General features: G+C 62.8%; 17 protein-coding genes. 11 read left to right on the forward strand and 6 right to left on the reverse strand.

Annotated elements, in window-relative coordinates; translation table 11 throughout:
• Window positions 1–385: 385 nt before the first annotated feature.
• Window positions 386–1,144: a potassium channel family protein gene (locus JKL48_RS05440; RefSeq protein WP_201979631.1), complete on the forward strand. Its 759-nt coding sequence runs from the start codon at window positions 386–388 to the stop codon at window positions 1,142–1,144.
• Between the two features lie 15 nt (window positions 1,145–1,159).
• Here the strand turns inward: JKL48_RS05440 and JKL48_RS05445 are convergent, their stop codons facing one another.
• Entirely contained in the window at window positions 1,160–1,579 is a 420-nt protein-coding gene (locus JKL48_RS05445; RefSeq protein WP_201979632.1) for a hypothetical protein, read from the reverse strand.
• A 90-nt stretch (window positions 1,580–1,669) separates the two neighbouring features.
• Between JKL48_RS05445 and JKL48_RS05450 the strand changes: the two genes are divergently transcribed.
• From JKL48_RS05450 to JKL48_RS05485, 8 genes are all read left to right on the forward strand, one after another.
• Window positions 1,670–2,212, forward strand: a complete 543-nt coding sequence (locus JKL48_RS05450; protein WP_201979633.1) for a GNAT family N-acetyltransferase — start codon at window positions 1,670–1,672, stop codon at window positions 2,210–2,212.
• A gap of 150 nt (window positions 2,213–2,362) precedes the next feature.
• Window positions 2,363–2,986, forward strand: a complete 624-nt coding sequence (locus JKL48_RS05455; RefSeq protein WP_201979634.1) for a YhcH/YjgK/YiaL family protein — start codon at window positions 2,363–2,365, stop codon at window positions 2,984–2,986.
• 176 nt (window positions 2,987–3,162) lie between these two features.
• The gene (locus JKL48_RS05460) at window positions 3,163–4,443 is read left to right on the forward strand and encodes a TPM domain-containing protein (RefSeq protein ID WP_201979635.1); all 1,281 of its coding nucleotides are present in this window, start codon (window positions 3,163–3,165) and stop codon (window positions 4,441–4,443) included.
• 98 nt (window positions 4,444–4,541) lie between these two features.
• Window positions 4,542–5,099, forward strand: a complete 558-nt coding sequence (locus tag JKL48_RS05465; protein ID WP_201979637.1) for a GNAT family N-acetyltransferase — start codon at window positions 4,542–4,544, stop codon at window positions 5,097–5,099.
• A 48-nt stretch (window positions 5,100–5,147) separates the two neighbouring features.
• Window positions 5,148–5,915 carry a creatininase family protein gene (locus JKL48_RS05470; protein ID WP_201979639.1) on the forward strand — a complete coding sequence of 256 codons (768 nt, stop codon included), beginning with the start codon at window positions 5,148–5,150 and terminating at the stop codon, window positions 5,913–5,915.
• 80 nt (window positions 5,916–5,995) lie between these two features.
• Window positions 5,996–6,634, forward strand: coding sequence for an HAD family hydrolase (locus JKL48_RS05475; RefSeq protein ID WP_201979641.1), 639 nt, complete (start codon window positions 5,996–5,998; stop codon window positions 6,632–6,634).
• A gap of 209 nt (window positions 6,635–6,843) precedes the next feature.
• The gene (locus JKL48_RS05480; protein WP_201979643.1) at window positions 6,844–7,242 is read left to right on the forward strand and encodes a DUF433 domain-containing protein; all 399 of its coding nucleotides are present in this window, start codon (window positions 6,844–6,846) and stop codon (window positions 7,240–7,242) included.
• A gap of 72 nt (window positions 7,243–7,314) precedes the next feature.
• Entirely contained in the window at window positions 7,315–7,743 is a 429-nt protein-coding gene (locus JKL48_RS05485) for a hypothetical protein (protein WP_201979644.1), read from the forward strand.
• Window positions 7,744–8,045: 302 nt separating this feature from the next.
• Here JKL48_RS05485 and JKL48_RS05490 read toward each other — a convergent pair whose 3' ends face one another.
• The 4 genes from JKL48_RS05490 to JKL48_RS05505 all read right to left on the reverse strand — a co-directional run bounded on the left by JKL48_RS05490 (window position 8,046) and on the right by JKL48_RS05505 (window position 14,271).
• Window positions 8,046–9,704, reverse strand: a complete 1,659-nt coding sequence (locus JKL48_RS05490) for an MFS transporter (protein ID WP_201979645.1) — start codon at window positions 9,702–9,704, stop codon at window positions 8,046–8,048.
• A 234-nt stretch (window positions 9,705–9,938) separates the two neighbouring features.
• The gene (locus JKL48_RS05495; RefSeq protein WP_201979646.1) at window positions 9,939–10,973 is read right to left on the reverse strand and encodes a LacI family DNA-binding transcriptional regulator; all 1,035 of its coding nucleotides are present in this window, start codon (window positions 10,971–10,973) and stop codon (window positions 9,939–9,941) included.
• Between the two features lie 317 nt (window positions 10,974–11,290).
• The gene (locus JKL48_RS05500; protein ID WP_201979647.1) at window positions 11,291–11,893 is read right to left on the reverse strand and encodes a pentapeptide repeat-containing protein; all 603 of its coding nucleotides are present in this window, start codon (window positions 11,891–11,893) and stop codon (window positions 11,291–11,293) included.
• Window positions 11,894–12,186: 293 nt separating this feature from the next.
• Window positions 12,187–14,271 carry an ExeM/NucH family extracellular endonuclease gene (locus JKL48_RS05505; protein WP_201979649.1) on the reverse strand — a complete coding sequence of 695 codons (2,085 nt, stop codon included), beginning with the start codon at window positions 14,269–14,271 and terminating at the stop codon, window positions 12,187–12,189.
• Window positions 14,272–14,455: 184 nt separating this feature from the next.
• Here JKL48_RS05505 and JKL48_RS05510 point away from each other — a divergent pair, with 184 nt between their 5' ends.
• Both JKL48_RS05510 and JKL48_RS05515 read left to right on the forward strand, forming a co-directional pair.
• Window positions 14,456–15,802, forward strand: a complete 1,347-nt coding sequence (locus JKL48_RS05510; protein WP_201979652.1) for a Gfo/Idh/MocA family protein — start codon at window positions 14,456–14,458, stop codon at window positions 15,800–15,802.
• A 109-nt stretch (window positions 15,803–15,911) separates the two neighbouring features.
• On the forward strand, window positions 15,912–16,328 hold the full coding sequence (locus tag JKL48_RS05515; RefSeq protein WP_201979655.1) for a hypothetical protein: 417 nt from the start codon (window positions 15,912–15,914) through the stop codon (window positions 16,326–16,328).
• 134 nt (window positions 16,329–16,462) lie between these two features.
• Here JKL48_RS05515 and lysA read toward each other — a convergent pair whose 3' ends face one another.
• The gene (gene lysA, locus JKL48_RS05520; protein ID WP_201979664.1) at window positions 16,463–17,701 is read right to left on the reverse strand and encodes a diaminopimelate decarboxylase; all 1,239 of its coding nucleotides are present in this window, start codon (window positions 17,699–17,701) and stop codon (window positions 16,463–16,465) included.
• Window positions 17,702–17,760: the final 59 nt, after the last annotated feature.

Here is a 17,760-nt window from a genome sequence, read left to right on the forward strand (position 1 = left end):
TTTCCTGATACCATCTGCGGGCTTCTTAGCTGGCGAATAATGTCTCTGGTCAAGGTTGGGAGGAGCGCCGGATGGGCGGGGTTCCCGCCCCGTTGCTGCTGCGTGAGGGCACTGGAAGCCGGGGCCACGGCCGCCGCGTGGGCTGAAAAGTCGTGAATGAAGGCGCTGTGGATGACGCCCTCTGTGGCCGTTGCGCCGCGCTGCAGGCGGTCAAGTCGTTTCAACGAGTAAACCCCGGCAGCCGACGACAAAATGCCGGTCCCGGCCGAAGCCGGATTCAGAAGGTGCACCAACGAAAAGCCCCGGAGCGTTGAACCCGGGAGGTTGCGCTGGCCGAAGGCGGGCGCAGCCCCGACCAACCAAAGCCGCCACCCGAGCCCAAGCCATGCACATTACCGCCGAGCTGCCACCCGCTACGCCGTCTGCCAGGACCGTTTCCACGCCCCGCGCCCCGCTGCTGCGGTGTCTGGCGCGCTTCAACGCCTGGCAGGATGCCGTGCACGACCCCGCGCTCAGCGTGCTGCTGGGCGTGCAGGCGCTGTTCATTTTTGTGGTGGGGCCGCTGGTGAGCACGGGCGCCTTGCCCAAGGGAATGCTGGAGTTTTGCCAACTGCTGATGCAGCTGGTGGCCTTTTTTGTGCTGCCCCGCCACAGCCGGGTTCGCAAGCTGGTGCTGCTGACGGCCCTGCCCATTGTGGGCCTGGAAATGATGAAAACCGGGGTGCTGGCCGGCTTGGTGCTGCGCATGCTGGCCACGCTGGCCATCACGGTGCTGGTGGCGCAGGCGGTGTTTCGGGCCCGCACCGTGACGCAGCACCAGCTGCTGGGCGCCGTAGTGGTGTACCTGAACCTGGCCCTGCTGTTCATGGGCATTTTTGCGGCGCTCCGGCATGCCGTGCCGGGGGCTTTTCTCACGCTGAATCATCAGCCCCTGCAGCCGGGCGAACTGCTGTATTTCAGCCTCACCACGCTCACCTCTACCGGCTACGGCGACCTGCTGCCCGTGCACGCCCTGGCCCGCAGCATGGCCAACCTGGAGGCCGTGACCGGCCAGCTGTTTCTCGGCACCTTTCTGGCGCGGGTGGTCACGCTGCACGGCAAAACCCTGCGGAGTACTGCTGTCGATGACAACCAGAAGCGGTAGCTGGCTACTTGCTGGCTATACGGACTGTTTTACCAGCCATTGAACGGCCTCAACCTCGTTTTCAAAGGAGCGATACACCAGCGGCAGGCCCTGTACGTGGGTGGTGACGAAGGCCGTGGCCAGCCGCACCAGCACATCGTTCGACACCACCACCGCCCCGAAGCGGTAGCCGCCCTCCTGCACGGCCCGGGGCAACCAGTTGATTGCAATCCATTGCTGCTCGGCCGAAGTGAAGGGCTGCATGCCCACCTGATTGACCAGGATGCGGTCCCAGCGGCGCTGCCGCAGCTGCTGCAGCATCTGCTCAAACAGGGCGCGGGTATCGGCGGCGGTGCGGGGGCCAGCGCTCCAGTTGGCGCGCAGGTAGCCGGCGGGGTCGGCCAGCAGCTCGCCGCCGGCATTTTTGAAAAGCAATAGGGGAGGGGCGTGCTGCATGAATAAACAAAAGTACCCCGTGGCAAATTTGCAGGCCTGAATTCGGCCCCAGCATGTGCCACCGGGCCGGCATTGCCGTATACGCAGCCCATGATTCCGCTCATCACCCAAACCCCCCGCCTTCAGATTCTGGCCGCCAGCCGCGCCCTGCTCACCGCCGAGCTGCACAAGCCGCAGTACTTCCCGGTGCTGCTGGGGGCCGCCCTGCCCATCGATTGGCCCGCCGGGGAATACGACCGCGCCGCCATGGAGTATTTCCTGGACAAGCTGACGGCGGGCGGCCGCGACGCCGCCGGCTGGTACAACTGGTACGCCCTGCGCAAAGCCACCGACGGCACCCCGCGCACCCTCGTGGGCGGCGGCGGCTTCATGGGCCCGCCCGACGCCGCGGGCACGGCCGAAATCGGGTGCTCCATTGCCGCCGAGTGGCGCGGGCAGGGCCTGGGTACCGAGCTGGTGGCGGGCCTGGTGCAGCAAGCCGTTGATACCGGCATGGTGCGCCGGCTGGTAGCCCACAGCGAAGCCGACAACCCGGCGGCCCAGCGTGTGCTGCAGCGCAACGGCTTCGAGCCCGCCGGCCTGGCCGAGAACGGCCGCCAGCGCTTCGAGCGCGCCGTAGAGCCGGCACTTTAGGCCCGGTGGGCGTGCCCGGCAGCTACCGCAAGCCGCCGATTTTTTGCCGTGCGCTTCGTTTGCACTGTTCGGCACCGGCTGGCACGAAAGCTGCTGATGCAGCTCCTTATCTTTACCCCCGCTGTTGCACCCACCATCTGATATTGATTCATGAAAAATTCCCGCTTGAAATTTGGCTTTCTGTTGCTGGGCCTGGCCACCCTCGGCCTGAATGCCTGCGCCCAGACGCCCGCCGCTTCGGAAGCCTGGACCAAGAAAAAAGCCGAAAAGTGGTTTAAAAGCCGCGCCTGGGCCAATGGCCTGAAGCTGAACGTGGCCGAGTCGGTCGACAAGGTTGAATTTGCCAAGCAGTACACCGCCAACAAGGCGGCCTGGGACAAAGCATTCGCCTATTTCCGCGACACCAACCTCGACCAGCTCGCCCCCGGCAAGTACCCCGTAGACGGCGACGTGGTGTTTGCCTCGGTGACCGAAAACCCCACCAAAGACTTCGCCAACACCAATTGGGAGTCGCACCGCAAGTACATCGACCTGCAATACGTGGTGCAGGGCGCCGAAAAAATCGGCGTAGTGCCCATGGCCAAAGCCACCGTGACCAAGCCCTACGAAGAAGCCCGCGACGCCGCCAACTACAGCGCCGAAGGCAAGCTGTATGAGGCCAAGCCCGGTACCATCTACATTTTCTTCCCGCAGGATGTGCACCGCCCCAACATCAAAGCCGACGGTTTTGACAAAGACAAGAAGCTGGTGATTAAAGTGAAAGTCGCTTCGTAAAGCTTGCCTTCGGCGTTTTAGTTGTTCGTTGCTGGTTGTCAGTTGTTAGTCTGGATATGAACCTAGCAACTGACAACCAGCAACGAACAACTAAAACGCGAAAGCGCTGGCAGGCAGCCAACTCAACGGAAAGTCCGTAGAAGGCACGTTCCTTCTTTCACTTCATCCGTTGAGCTATGTCCCGTTTCCTGTTGCTTGCATTTTTGTTTCTTTCGGCCGGGCTGAACTGGCCGGCCCTGGCCCAGACCGACGACCTGCCGCCCCGGCCAACTCCTTTTAAGTTCGTCAACGACCAGGCCCAGCTGATGGCCCCGGCCGATGCCAAAAAGCTGGAAAGCGGCCTGCGCCGCTACGCCGATAACACCGGTACCCAAGTGGTGGTCGTGACGGTGCCCTCGCTGGGCGGGCGCACCGTGGCCGACTACGGCCGGGCGCTGGGCACCGCCTGGGGCGTGGGCCAGCGCGACAAAAACAACGGCGTGGTGGTGCTGCTAAGCGCCCAGGAACATCAGGTAACCATCCAGCCCGGCAATGGCCTGAGCAGCACCATCACACCGGAAGTGACCCGCCGCATCATCGGCGAAATGACGCCAGGCTTTAAGCAGGGCAACTATTTTGCGGGCCTGCGGGCCGGCCTCAATACCCTGATGGTAACCGCCAACCCCAGTTCGGACCCCCGCAAAAACCAACCCGCCGCCACTGCCAATTCCGCGGCAGCGGGCAGCATGAATGCGCCCGAACAGCCCGTGCAGTCCAGCCTGTCGCAGGACGTGCAAACGTCGACCACCACGACTTCCGACCCAATTATGAACCCGCCGGCTGAGCCGGCTTCGTCCGGGCCCGGCATGGGCACGCTGCTGCTGGGGGCTTTGATAGTCGGGGGCGTATTGTGGCTGGTGGTGCGCATGTTCCGCAGCCGCAGCGCCGCATCGGCCAATCAAGCACCCGGCAGCCCAAGCGCCACCCCCAACTTCTACCCGAACCGACCCAATGCCCCGGCTGGTGGCTTTGGCCAGGCGGCGCCCGGTAACTACGGCCCTGGCTATGGCAACATGCCCAACCAAAGCAGCGGCCCCGGCATTGGCGGAATGCTGGCTACCGGCGCCGCCGCTGCCGCCGGTGCCTACTTGGGCAACCGCATGGCTTCGGGCCATGACACCTCGGGCAATAATTACTCGAACAACGACGGCAACAACCCCAACTACGGGGCGGGCGCGGCCGGTGCCGGGCTGGGCGCCGCCGGCACTGCGGCGGGCGACGACTACTTTGCCTCCCGCAACGCCGGGGCCGACACGTCCTCGGGCCCGGACTACTTCTCCGACAGCAACACGGCCGCGGACAACCAGTCCGACTACTTTTCGTCCGACGACAACAATTCCTCGTATGACGATACCTCCTCCGGCGATTCCGGCGGGGGAGGCTTCGACAGCAGCAGCGACAACAGCGGCTCCTGGTAGCTACATCTGGTGGAATGTATTGCCCAACCGGCCCTACTGCGCAACGCGGTGGGGCCGGTTTTTATGCCCGGCCACGCTTCGGCATCCTATCTTTCGGCATGCTACCCGAAACGACCTCTCAACTTCTGACGGCCCCGGTGCTGGAAACCAGCCGCCTGCGCCTGCGCGGCTTTCGGGCCGATGACTTTGAGGCGTGGTTTGCCATGAGCCGGCTGCCCGCCTACCACCGCTATTTCGGCCCCGAGCCCATGCCCCGCGAGGAAGTGTGGAAGCTGCTGCTGCGCAGCGCCGGCCATTGGGTGATAATGGGGTTCGGCTTTTGGGCGGTGGAGGAGAAAGCCAGCGGTCGGTTTGTGGGCGGCATCGGGTTCCTGAGCCTCCACCGCGACCTGGAGCCGCCCTTGGGCAACGCCCCGGAAATTGGCTGGGTGCTCGACCCCGCCATTCACGGCCTGGGCTATGCCACGGAGGGCGTGGCGGCGGTGCTGGCCTGGGGCCGGCAGCATTTCGGGCCGGTGCGCACGGTCTGCATCATTCACCCGGACAATGTGCCTTCGCTACGCGTGGCGGCCAAATTCGGCTACCACGAATATGCCCGCACCACTTACCACGGCGCGCCCATTGTGCTGTTGGAGCGTCCCGGCGAGCAGGGCTAAACGCCCGGTTTTTGTCTCCTCCATTTCACCTTGTTACTGCGTTACTGCATGGCTCCGCGCCCTTACATCCTTGCCGAAACCACCTGGAAAAGCGTTCAGGAAAACAACTACGAGGTAGTGGTGCTGCCGTGGGGCGCCACCGAGGCCCACAACTACCACCTGCCCTACGCCACCGACAACGTGCAGGCCGACCACGTGGCCGCCGAGGCCGCCCGCAAGGCCTGGGAGCAGGGCGCCAAGGTGGTGGTGCTGCCCTGTGTTCCGTTCGGTGTGAACACCGGGCAGCTGGACATCACGCTCAATATCAACATGAACCCCAGCACGCAGCTCGCCATTCTGCGCGATGTGGTGCAGGTGCTGGCCCGCCAGCGCATTCCGAAGCTGGTGGTTCTGAACGGCCACGGCGGCAACGACTTCCGCCAGATGTTGCGGGAGTTGCAGGCCGAGTTTCCAACGGTTTTTCTGAGCACGCTGAACTGGTTTCGGGCCGCCGACCGCAACCAATACTTTACCGCGCCCGGCGACCATGCCGACGAGCTGGAAACCAGCACCATGCTCCACATCGTGCCCGACCTGGTGAGTCCCCTGGCCGAGGCCGGCAGCGGGGCGGCCCGGCAGTTCCGCATCGCAGCCCTGCGGCAGGGCTGGGCCTGGGCGCAGCGCGCGTGGAGCCAAGTGACCGCCGACACCGGCGTGGGCAACCCCGCCGCGGCCACCGCCGAAAAGGGCGCGGCCTTTCTTGAGGCAGTCACCACCAACATCGGCCAGTTTCTGGTGGAGCTAGCTGCGGCCAACCCACAGGATTTATATGAATAAAATACAGTGAGCAGTTATCAACTGGTTTACAGCCGCTCACTTTTACAACTGTTCACTGCTAACTGCTCATTGACCTTCCCATGCCTCTTCGTTTCGACAGCGTAATCTTTGACCTCGACGGCACCTTGTGGGACGCCACGGCCGCCATCACCAAAGCCTTTCAGGCCGCTAAAAACAGCGTCGACTACATCGAGAATGACGTGACCCTGGCCGACGTGCAGGCCGTGACCGGCCAGCCCTACACCGTGGTCTATGAGCGCCTGTTTCCCAAGCTGCCCGCCGATAAGCTGGACGAATACCGCGCCCTCTGCGCCCACCACGAGCTAAGTGCCGCCGAGGTGCACGGCGGCGCGCCCTATCCCGGCCTCGAAGCGGCCCTGCGCTACCTCCTTAACCAAGGCTACCGCTTGTTCATTGTCAGCAACTGCCAATTGGGCTACGTGGAGGCGTTTTTCAAGCACACCGGCCTGGGGCATTTCTTCGAAGGCCACCAGTGCTTTGGCACCCGGCTGCTGCCCAAGTCCGAGAATATTCGCGAAATCATAGCAGAGTACCACCTGGAGGCTCCCGTGTACGTGGGCGACACCCCCGGCGACCTCGCCGCCAGCCAGCAGGCCGGCGTGCCGTTCATCTTCGCCACCTATGGCTTTGGCCAGCTCAGCGAGGCCGAGGCGCCGCTGCGCATCAACCAGCCCGGCGACCTCGAAAAGCTGCTATGAGTGAGGTAGTTGGGTGTCAGTGGTGAAAGCAACGTCCTGCTGAGCGCAGTCGAAGCATCTCTACTGCAATGCTAAATCCTGCCGATTGGATTACTTACGCGGTAGAGATGCTTCGCCTCCGCTCAGCAGGAGCATTTTTCAATTTTCTAAACGGCTTTCTTTGTCGAAAAAACGCTTTGCAAACCGTTGAGGCGTTGTATTTTCGCTGCATGAAATTTCCGGCCTTTTCCCGCATCACTGTTCATCCCGCCATTTGCAACGGCCAGCCCACGGTGCGCGGCCTGCGCATACCCGTGTGGCAGGTGCTGGAGTGGCTGGCCAATGGCCGTACGGAAGCCGACCTGCTGGCCGCGCATCCCGAACTGGAGCCCGAAGACTTTCGCACCTGCCTGGCCTTTGCCGCCGAGCGCCTCAAGCCGCTGGGCCACGGCCAACCCAGCGGGCAGGACGAGAATTCGGAGGAATGGGTACTGAGCCGGCAAAGCCAGTGGCTGGCCGAGCAGGAGTTTCTGAAACAGCTGTGGGAGCGTAATCACGCGGCCCCACAGGCCAGCCCGGGCCTTAAATCACTGAGCAAAATCAATCTGTTTGGCACCCGCAAGGGATGACCCGGAAGTAGGAATAGATGCGTAGCTTTGACGGCTCCGCTAGCTGCTACCCGGCGGACCCAGGCCCCTGCCATGTACCAGGAACTAGCTTCTTCCTCCTTTCTGCAAGTTGCTTACCGGCCCGATTCGTGCCTGCTTATCGGGCGCTGGCTGTGCTCCATCAACGATGAGCAGCTGCGCGAGGGCTACGCCACCATGCGCCTGGCGGCATTGCAGCACAACTGCACGCATTGGCTGATGGATGCGCGTCGCCGCGTCGACCGCAGCCGCAACGGCCCCGAGTGGGTGATAACCACTTTCCTGCCCAGCGTGCAGCGCGAATTTGGCCGCCGCCTTTGCGTCGCCTTTCTGGTGCTGCCCAACCACCTGGCCGAACTGGAAGCCGAAGGCGAGCACCCCGCCGAATCACCCAATCGCGCCGACTTGTTTCAGTACGCCCGCTTCATCGACGAAGGCGCCGCCAATGCCTGGCTCGACCACTACCGCCTGGGCGGGCAATGACGCGCATCAGGCACGTCATGCCGAGCGCAGCGAAGCATCTTTACCGCGGTGGTAAGTCGTCAAGCAAACGTAAACGGATAGTAAAAAGGTAGTCATGCTGAGCTTGTCGAAGCATCTCTACTGCAACGGTAAACCTGATTACTTGCGCGGGAGAGATGCTTCGGCTGCGCTCAGCAGGACGTTCGAGCGAATACGATTACTTCTGCACGAGTACTTAACTCATTCGATTGGAGTACTATCGAGGTAAAGATGCTTCGCTGCGCTCGGCATGACGTTCGATGAGGCCGGCCATTCTCGACTCCTCAGCGCTGGCTTTCCAGGGTTTGCATGGGGGTGGCCAGTTCTACGTTTGAAGTATTGGGGAAAGCCAGGAAGTGCGTGACGCGGGGCCCGGTGGGCCCGCTGTGGTACTGCCGCACCTGGGCTTCTACAATCTTGTCTTCGCGGGTGAAGCGGTGGTGCTGGCGCTGGTGCTCGCCCCAGGTAGCCACATAGAAAAACTCGTTGATAAGGGTGGGGTGGGCCACGTCGGAAAACACGCCGGCACGCAGGGCCCCGTCGCGCAGCCGCAGGCGCTTGAGCTGCTCGGCGGCGGCCTGGAAAGCGGGCCAGTCGGCGGGCTCGACGTGGTACTCAATCATCACCAGCACCGGGCCGTCGTCGGGGTCGATTTCGTTTTCTATTGCGGGGTCGGGCCAGTGTTCGGCGGGGGCCAGGTCCAGGCCCTCGGCCGAGCGCATGGGGAAGGGCAGCGCCAGCAGCGTGCTGGCCAGCATCCAGCCGGCGGCCACGAGCAGCGAGGTTTGCAGGGAAATGTGGTCGGCAAGCTCGCCCCACACCAGGCTGCCCACCGACAGGCCCGCCTGAAACACCAGCATGTACACGCTAATCACCCGCGCCTGCACCCACTTGGGCACGCTCAGCTGCACGGTGGTGCTGAAGCTGGTCATCACCATCAGCCAGGCAATGCCCGAGGCGAACATCACGGCGTAGAGCAGGTAAATCTGGTTCACCAAGGCCAGCGCCAGGTTGGTGCCGCAAAAAGCGAGCACGCCCAGCAGCACCCGCTGGTTGAGGTTGAGCCGCGAGCCGGCCCGGCCCATGAGCACGGCCCCCGTCACGGCCCCGGCGCCCAGCCACGACAGCATCACGCCGTAGTGCCCCGAGCTGAGGTGCAGCTTGCGCGCCACCACCACCGACACCAGCCCCCACATGGCCGCCGCCCCAAACGAAAACGCGAACGTGCGCACCAGCACGCCATAAATGGACGGCGAATACTGCACGTAGCGCAGCCCGGCCCGCAGCGCCCCAATAAAATTCTCGGCCGGTCCGTTGGTTACCGTGGGTTTGCGCTTCCACAAATACACCACCGCCCAGGTGCCCAGAAAGGAAATCCCATTCAGCAAAAACACCCAGCCCGCCGAGTAGTAAGCAATAATGGCCCCGCCAATGGCCGGCCCGATGGCCCGCGCAATGTTATTGCTCACGCCGTTCAGCGTAATGGCCGAGGGCAGGGCCGGCCGGGGCACCAGCTCGGTGGCCACCGACTGCCAGATGGGCGCATTGAGCGCCGCGCCCATGCCCAGCAAAAACGTGAACCCCAGCACGCCCAACGCCGAAATGCCGCCCACCAGCGTGAGCACCCCCAGCCCGGTGGCCACCACCGCCATGAAGCCCTGCGTGAGCAGCAGCAGCTTGCGCCGGTCAATCAAGTCGGCCATGGCGCCGGCGGGCATGCTCAGCAAGAAGGCCGGCAGCGAGGTGGCCGTCTGCATCAGGGCCACCAGCAGGGCCGACGTGGTGAGGGTGGTCACGAGCCACACGCCCGCCACGTTCTGCATCCAGGTGCCCACGTTCGACACCATGCCCGCAATCCAGATAGCCCGGAAAATGGAATAGGCAAACGGGGCCCAGAGCGTGACCTTAGGGGCCGGTCCGGGCGGAGAAAGGGTTTCAGCCATCAGGATATTGTCAACAATTGCCCCTTGATAACAAGCCAAGGGGCCAAAAGGACTTCCTACGGTTTAGGGCAATGAACAGTTAGCGGTGAAAGCACGTCCTGCTGAGCTTGTCGGAGCATGTCTACCGCAATAGTAAATAGTTGCTTACGCGGTAGAGATGCTTCGACAAGCTCAGCAGGACGTTCCTTTTGCTCACTGCTCACTGCTCACTGCTCACTGCTCACTGCTCACTGCCTACCGCCGCTGCGACGACTCGCGCACCAGCAGCTTGGGTTTGAGCACAATGGGCTTGGGCGGGCCCTGGCGGTTGGGGCCGCTTTTCAGCATCTTTTGCAGCAGCTGCACCGCCGTTTTGCCCATTTGCTCGCAGCGCTGGTCCACGCTGCTGAGCATGGGCTCGGTGAGGGTGGTGAACATCTCGTTGCTGAAGCCGACCACCGCCACGTCCTGCGGCACGCGCAGGCGGTGCGCTTTGGCCACCTGCACGGCGCCCACGGCGGCCAGGTCGTTGCTCGAAAACACGGCATCCGGGCGCTGCGCTAGCCGCAGGAGCTGGCGCATGGACTGGCTGCCGCCCTTCTGGCTCATCTCGCTGAACACAATCAGGTCGTCGTCGATGGGCAGGCCGTGGGCCGTGAGGGCATCCCGGTAGCCCTGGTGGCGGTTTTTGTGAATGTTCAGGTGCAGCGGGCCGGTGAAGTGGGCAATGCGGGTGCTGCCCTGCTCGATGAGGTGGGTCACCACCTGGTAAGCGCCTTGGTAGTCGTCAATCATGACAGCGCTCACGTTGCTGCCCTGAAAGTCCTCCACCACGCGGTCGAAAAACACCAGCGGAATGTTCTGCTGGCGCACCGCCTCGAAGTGGCCGAAGCTCTGCGTGGTGTTGGCCAACGACACCAGAATGCCTTCCACCTGCGAATTCATTAGCAGGTCGATGTTTTTCTGCTCCTGCCGGGCGTCTTCGTTCGATTGGCAAATCATCACGTTGAAGCCCAGCTTGGCGGCTTCGGTGGCGATGCCGTGCACCACCTGCGGGAAAAAGTGCCCCGTGATGTGCGGCACCAGCACGCCCAGCGTGTTGCTGCGGCCCCGGCGCAGGGCGGCGGCCAGCTGGTTGGGCTGGTAGTGCAGCTCCTCGGCCAGCTGGCGCACGCGGGCCTTGGTGGCTTCGCTCACGTCGTCGTGGTCGGAGAGGGCCCGCGAAATGGTGGAGGGGGAAAGTCCCAGCGTCTTGGCCAGGTCAGTAATGGAAGCGCGGCGATTGGCCATCTGGTGGTTGTAGCGAGGTGGAAAAATGCCGGTCCTGGGGCGCTGATGCGCCCGGTCCGGGCTTCGCACGGCCGGAAGCGTTAGAACCGTTTGCCCAAGGGCGCTCCGGCGCGGCGTGCTGACAAGTAACCGAAAGTTGGAAAAGCAGCCCAGTGAACAGGCCGCTTATTTCGGGGCTAGATGGGAATTCTACCGCAATCTAACAGCCGGATTCGATTCCGGAGTTTTTGGCGCCAACTTTTTTGTCCAGTTCGCTGCCTACAACCGTGTTCAAGGCTTTTTATGCTTCAGTTTATTATTTAATTAAGGTATATACATTATTCAACTATCAACCCAAACTTGGCCACCACTCCCAGCAGCCCGTGCAAGGTGAAGCGGGCCCCCGCCAGCGGGTTGGTTTCGGGGTCGATGACGAAGCCGGAGGCACTGGTGAAATCGGCCCCCACCAGACGGGTATTCTGAAACACAGCTCCCGCCAGTATGCAGTCTTGGAACACGGCCTGCGAGAGGTCGGCATCGGCAAAATCGGCTTCTTCCAGGTTGCAATCCATGAAGCGCGTAGCCGGCATGGTGCGCCCCGCAAAGGAAGCATAGCGCAACTGGCACTGGTCGAAATGCACGCCAAACAGCATGTCGCGGCAGGCCGTGAATTGCAGGCCCAGCAGCTTGCATTCGTCAAAGGCCACGTTCTGCAGGGCCGTGCCCGCCAGCTTGGCCGCCGACAGGTTGCAGCGCTCAAAGCGGCAGTCGGTGAAGCGCAGCCGGCTCAAGTCCGCTTCCCCAAACTCGCAGTTGATGAAGTGGTATTCGTCGAATTCGAGCTGGCCCAGCAGGTGGCGGGCATCCCAGCGCTCCACAACGTTTTCTTCGGGAAAGCGCGTGGGTTTGCGCAGGGTAGCAGGCTTGCGGCGGGGCTTCATAAGCAGAATCTTTGTCGAACAAAGAACGTCATGCTGAGCGCAGTCGAAGCATCTCTACTGCACAAGTAATCCAATTGCAGCGGTTTCGGAGTCGGTATACAGGCGCTGGAAGTAGCGCGAACTGTGTAGTTCGCGTCCCCGCATCATCTTATCGAAGCGACTGGCGCGGGGGGCACGAACTGCACAGTTCGCGCTACGGTACACCGACCCCGAATCTGCTCTAAATCAACAAAGCGGGAGTGATGCTTCGACTGCGCTCAGCAGGACCGCCATTCAAAGGGTCCCACAGTAGCCTATAGCTTCACTACCCGCTGCACTTGGCTGAAATCGGCGCCGCTCAGCCGAAGCACGTAGGTGCCGGCGGCCAGCGCGGCCGTGCGCCGCCCAATTTCCGTCTGTAAGTCAGTGGCCGTGCCATGCAGCGTCAGCACGCGCTGGCCCATCGGCGACAGCACCTCCAGGGTGAGGGGCTGCGCACCCAGGCCGGTGATGCGGAGGTTGAACGCGCCCGGGGCCGGGTTGGGAAAGACCTCCAGTTGAGCACTGGCAGCGGGGCGGGAAGCCGCCGTGACCGTGCTGGTAAAGTTCAGGCCAATGAGGATGGGGTCGTGGTCGGAAGAGCGGAACGGGCTGTTTACATCGGTAGCGGCCCCGGCGATGTCGTACTCCAGAAATTCCGGCTCGGCGGCATTGATGTGCCACTTTTCCACGGCGGCGTGGCCCACCAGGTTGGGCGTGAGCACGGCGTGGTCGAGGCTGCCGCTCAGGCCATTGAAAAGGTAGGAAGCGCTGCTGGCCGGGCTGCCCAGCACAAAGCCGGCGGCCCGCAGAATGTCCATGGGGTCTTCCTCGTAGTTGGCGTTGTAGTCGCCCACGCTTACCACGTAGCGGGTGCCGGCGGGCTTCACCGTGTTGTTGATGAACTGGACCAGTGCATCGGCTTGATTTTTACGACGCAGGTTGGATGCGCCCTGGCCGTCGCCCTGGTCGGCGTTGGCGCCGGTGCCGCTGGCTTTCGATTTCAGGTGGTTGACCACCAGGGCAAAGGTGTCGCGCACGGCCGTGTTGTTGGTCGTGAACAACTGGGCCAGCGGCGGCCGCTCAAAGATGCCCGTGACGGTAGCCAGCAGGGCCGGGCCATACGGCGTGAGCACGGCGGGCTTGTAGATAATGGCGCAGTGAATGAGGTCGGTGTCGTTGGGCTGCGAGAATAGGCCGCCGTCGTTGACAAAGGCATAGGTGCCCGCGCCAAAGGCCTGGTTCAGCCCGTTCACCAAATCCTGGATGGCCGAAACGGGCCGGGTGCCGTCGTTTTCCACCTCCATCAGGCCAAACACGTCGGCATTCATCTGGGTGAGGGCGGCGAGAATTTTGCTGCGCTGGCGCTGAAAATCGGCCAGGGTGAGGGCCCCGCGCGAGGTGGGGAAGCCGCCGCCCGCGCCGTCGCCGTTGAAGAAGTTCAGCACGTTCATACTGGCAATCTTCACATCAAGGGGGCCAAAAGTGGGCACCGGCGGGCGCACGGTGGTCACGACTGGTGCATTGGCGCCCGGCAGCGGCTGAATGCGCCAACTGCTGCTGGCGTACCCCATGATGCCGCGCAGGCCGGCAATGGTGCTGCCCACGCGCACGGTGCCGGTGGTGGCGTCAAGGTAGGGGATGGGCGTGGGGTTCACCGTAACCCGGCCATCGTCGAGCAGCAGCGACTTGGCCACGTTGGCGGCGGCGTAGGCGTTCACGGCGGGCACGTTGGTGGTGCCGCTGCTGCTGGTGCCGCTGGCGGGGTCGTCGTTGGGGTCTACAAACTGCGTGGGCTGGTACACGAGGCCGCGCAGGGAAATGTCCAGCTCGCCGCGCGACTTCAGCGTGGCCACGTCCGATACCGTGACGGCGGCCAAAAATTGCACCAGCATGCCTTCAACGGCTTCGGCATCGGTCACCACCGAAAACGTCGCGTTGTTCAGCGTGCTGAACGCGGGCAGGGCGCTGCTGGCCGCCAGCACCGTGACAACCGGACTGGTGAGCACGGCCTGGTTGTTCGAGGGCGAACTGGCACTTTCCAGAACTGCGCCGCTGATGCGCACTTTGTTGCCGGGCACCACCGTGGGGTTGGTTTGCACCACAAACAGGGCATCGGAAGTGGCGGGGTTGCCATCGGCGTCGGCCGCATCGTTTTGCACGTAGAAACCGGCCGGACTCAGGCCAGGGTACACGGCCGTCACCACGCCCTCGATGGTGTAATTGCCCGAGGTGGCCAGCACGCCCGTGCCCTGAATGGTGCCAATGGGCGTGACCGTCTGGGCCTGAGCGGGGGCGAAGCCGGTAGCCAGCACACCAAAAAGAACCGGAAAAAATGCGCGGATAAAGACCTTCGCCATACAGCCAAAAACAATTAATCCCCCATGCGGGGCTATAAATGTACTGGTAATTTGTGGGTTGAGGGCGGTCGGCGCGTGGGCGTGGCCAGTGGGTGGGCCGCGCTGGCCGACAACTCGGAGGCGTATTGGGCACGTAAGGAAAAAATCCCTGCCGATTTCACCTTTCCATCCTTAGCCGACCTTCATGTTTCAGGAAAATACTGCTGCCCCGGACGTTCACGAAACTTCTGCCGCGGCATCGGGCTGCGACACCTCGCGCCGCCAGTTCATCAACCACGCCGGCCGCGGGCTGCTGGCCGTGGGCGTGGCCAGCGCCCTGCCCGTAGCCGCCGCCAAAGCCCACCCAGCTGCCGGGGCCGTGCTGCCCGTGGGCGGCCCGCTCGACATCAAACTGCCGCCCCTGGAAGCCCCCACCGACCCCAAAGGCGCCGACCCTTTCAACCCCGATGCGCCCGACCGCCGCGTGGGCTACGCCCTGGTGGGCCTGGGCCACCTCACGCTGAACGAGATTTTGCCGGCTTTTGGCAAGTGCAGGCACGCCAGGCCGGTGGCCCTGGTGAGCGGCGACGCGGATAAAATGGCCAAAGTGGCTCAGCAATACGGCATCAAGGCCAGCAGCTGCTATTCGTACCAGACCTACGATAAGCTCAAAGACAACCCCGAAGTGGAGGTGATTTACATTGTGCTGCCCAACTCCATGCACCACGAATTCACCATTCGGGGCGCGAAGGCCGGCAAGCACATCCTCTGCGAAAAGCCCATGGCTAACTCGGCCAAGGAGTGCGAGGAAATGATTGAGGCCTGCAAAAAAGCCGGCAAAAAGCTCATGATTGCCTACCGCATTCAGTACGAGCCGCTGAACCGGATGGCCCAAAAAGCGGTGCGCGACAAAACCTACGGCGCCACCAAGATGATTCAGATGATGAACTGCCAGAACCAGGCCCACGACCAGCAGTGGCGCCACAAAAAAGCCCTGGCCGGCGGCGGTTCCCTGCCCGATGTGGGCCTGTACTGCCTCAACACCACGCGCTTTCTGCTGGGCGAAGAGCCGACCGAAGTCTCGGCCCAGATTTACAGCACGCCGGGCGACGACCGGTTCAAGGAAATCGAAGAGAACGTGAGCTTTACGCTGCGCTTTCCGAGCGGCGTGATTTCGCAGTGCATGACGGGCTACGGCTCCTTCAATAACAAGAGCTACACGGTGTACGCCGAAACCGGCAGCCTCCGGATGGACCCGGCGTTCCCTTACCACGGCCTGCACCAGGAGCGCATTCACGCCCCCGGCGGCAAGCAGCTGAAGGAAACGCCCAACGACCCCGGCAAAGACCAGTTTGCCCTCGAAATGGACCACATGGCCGAGTGCGTGCGCCAGAACAAAACGCCCTACACGCCCGGCGAAGAGGGCCTGCAGGACCAGCGCATCATGGAAGCCATCTACCAGTCGGCCCGCGAAAACAAGCCGGTGAAGCTGCCCGCCGTGGCCAAAATGGACGCTTTCCGGGGCGAAGCGCCCAAGGAGGAAGAGGCATAAGCAACGGGACAAAAAAACATGCGCGCACGGAATAACCTCAACCGGGGGTTGCCGGTTGAGGCGTGCGGGCTTATTCGGCGCACCGTTGGTGGCCCCCGCTTTTTTATTGATGGTTAAATCCAGTCGCGCCCTTTATTTCGAAAACAGCAGCGGCCGCATTTGGGAAGAGCCGGAAGGCTACCTGCGGCTGGAATACGGTGCTGGTGCCCGCGAGGCCGTGCAGTTCCGGTCCTTGCTCACGCACGCGGCGCAGGCCATGAGCCGCCGCCAATGGAACAAAATGCTGGTCGACCAGCGCGAAATGGCGCCCTTCAGCCCCAGCGAACAGGACTGGATGACCAACGAATGGCTGCCCCGCGCCGTGAGCGAGCACGGCTACCGCTACGGCGCCATCTTGGTAGCGCACAACGTGTTTGCCCGCTTGGCCACCAATCAGTTCATGATGGCCTCGCGGGGCTTGCCACATGTCTACCGCACCTTCGAGGCGGAAGCAGCGGCGGTGGCGTGGCTGCAGGAGCAGCAGTAGAAAGAGGTACGCCCACAAAAGCGGAACGTCATGCCGAGCGCAGCCGAGGCATCTCGCTCGCAATAGTAAACCCATTCAATAGGATTACTACCATAAGCAAGATGCCTCGGCTGCGCTCGGCATGACTGTTCTTTCTAAATCGACGTAGCTGCCGGCGTTTCCGCCACCACGTCCACCTGGCCGGCCAGCAAATCCTCAAACGTCTGGCGCTTGCGGATGAGGCGCAATTCGCCGTTTTCCGTCAGCAGCACTTCGGCGGGGCGGGTGCGGGAGTTGAAGCTGCTGCTCATCTCGAAGCCGTAGGCGCCGGCGTTGTGGAAAGCCAGCAGGTCGTTTTCGTGGATTTCGGGCAGCAGCCGGTCCCAGGCGAAGGTGTCCGTCTCGCAAATGTTGCCCACCACCGTGTACAGCCGCTCCGAACCCTTGGGGTTGGTCAGGTTGCTGATGTGGTGGTAGCTGTCGTAGAACATGGGCCGGATGAGGTGGTTGAAGCCCGAATTCACGCCCGCAAACACGGTAGCGGTGGTTTGCTTCACCACGGCCACGTTCACCAGCAGGTAGCCGCTTTCGCTCACCAGGTATTTGCCCGGCTCAAACCAGCACTCCAGCGGCCGGCCGTAGTCTTTCTCAAAAGCCTGGAACGCCTCAGCCACCTGCTGGCCCAGCGTGGTGACGTCGGTTTCGGGGTCGCCGGGCTTGTAGGGCACTTTGAAGCCCGAGCCCAGGTCCAGGAAATCCAGCTCGGGGAAGCGGCCGGCGGCATCGAATAGGATTTCCAGCGAGCGCAGGAACACGCCCACGTCCTTAATTTCGGAGCCGGTGTGCATGTGCAGGCCCTTCACGTGCAGGCCGGTGCCCTTCACCACGCGCTCCAGGTGGCGCATCTGGTGGATGCTGATGCCGAATTTGGAGTCGATGTGGCCGGTTTGAATCTTGTAGTTGCCGCCCGCCTCAATGTGCGGGTTCAGGCGGACGCACACCGGGTACGAGCCGCCAAACGTGGCCCCGAACCGTTCCAGCAGCGAGATGTTGTCGATGTTCAGGTTGACGCCCAAATCCTTGGCTTCCACCAGCTCCTCAAACGTCACGCTGTTGGGCGTGAAGAGAATGTTCTCCGGCAGAAACCCCGCGTGCAGCCCCAGCCGCACCTCGTTGATGCTCACGCAGTCGAGGCCCGAGCCCAGGCTGTGGATGTGGCGCAGAATGGCCACGTTGCTTAAGGCCTTGCAAGCGTAGAAAAACCGCGTTTTATGGCCCGAAAAGGCCGATTTTAGTTTCTGGTATTGGCGCGTAATGCTAGAGGCGTCGTAAACGTAAAGCGGGGTGCCGAACTGGTCGGCGGCGGCGCGCAGCGCGTTGTTGATATGGGGCATAATCGCAAAAGTACGGCCGAAGGCACCGCCTCCGCCGAACAACCGGCTGTTAATACACT

This window comes from Hymenobacter rubidus, assembly GCF_016734815.1.
GTDB classification, from domain to species: domain Bacteria; phylum Bacteroidota; class Bacteroidia; order Cytophagales; family Hymenobacteraceae; genus Hymenobacter; species Hymenobacter rubidus.

Coding starts and splice junctions, on each gene's coding strand:
- JKL48_RS05440 (WP_201979631.1), top strand. CDS start 386: ATGCACATTACCGCCGAGCTGCCACCCGCTACGCCGTCTGCCAGGACC.
- JKL48_RS05445 (WP_201979632.1), bottom strand. CDS start 1,579: ATGCAGCACGCCCCTCCCCTATTGCTTTTCAAAAATGCCGGCGGCGAG.
- JKL48_RS05450 (WP_201979633.1), top strand. CDS start 1,670: ATGATTCCGCTCATCACCCAAACCCCCCGCCTTCAGATTCTGGCCGCC.
- JKL48_RS05455 (WP_201979634.1), top strand. CDS start 2,363: ATGAAAAATTCCCGCTTGAAATTTGGCTTTCTGTTGCTGGGCCTGGCC.
- JKL48_RS05460 (WP_201979635.1), top strand. CDS start 3,163: ATGTCCCGTTTCCTGTTGCTTGCATTTTTGTTTCTTTCGGCCGGGCTG.
- JKL48_RS05465 (WP_201979637.1), top strand. CDS start 4,542: ATGCTACCCGAAACGACCTCTCAACTTCTGACGGCCCCGGTGCTGGAA.
- JKL48_RS05470 (WP_201979639.1), top strand. CDS start 5,148: ATGGCTCCGCGCCCTTACATCCTTGCCGAAACCACCTGGAAAAGCGTT.
- JKL48_RS05475 (WP_201979641.1), top strand. CDS start 5,996: ATGCCTCTTCGTTTCGACAGCGTAATCTTTGACCTCGACGGCACCTTG.
- JKL48_RS05480 (WP_201979643.1), top strand. CDS start 6,844: ATGAAATTTCCGGCCTTTTCCCGCATCACTGTTCATCCCGCCATTTGC.
- JKL48_RS05485 (WP_201979644.1), top strand. CDS start 7,315: ATGTACCAGGAACTAGCTTCTTCCTCCTTTCTGCAAGTTGCTTACCGG.
- JKL48_RS05490 (WP_201979645.1), bottom strand. CDS start 9,704: ATGGCTGAAACCCTTTCTCCGCCCGGACCGGCCCCTAAGGTCACGCTC.
- JKL48_RS05495 (WP_201979646.1), bottom strand. CDS start 10,973: ATGGCCAATCGCCGCGCTTCCATTACTGACCTGGCCAAGACGCTGGGA.
- JKL48_RS05500 (WP_201979647.1), bottom strand. CDS start 11,893: ATGAAGCCCCGCCGCAAGCCTGCTACCCTGCGCAAACCCACGCGCTTT.
- JKL48_RS05505 (WP_201979649.1), bottom strand. CDS start 14,271: ATGGCGAAGGTCTTTATCCGCGCATTTTTTCCGGTTCTTTTTGGTGTG.
- JKL48_RS05510 (WP_201979652.1), top strand. CDS start 14,456: ATGTTTCAGGAAAATACTGCTGCCCCGGACGTTCACGAAACTTCTGCC.
- JKL48_RS05515 (WP_201979655.1), top strand. CDS start 15,912: ATGGTTAAATCCAGTCGCGCCCTTTATTTCGAAAACAGCAGCGGCCGC.
- lysA (WP_201979664.1), bottom strand. CDS start 17,701: ATGCCCCATATCAACAACGCGCTGCGCGCCGCCGCCGACCAGTTCGGC.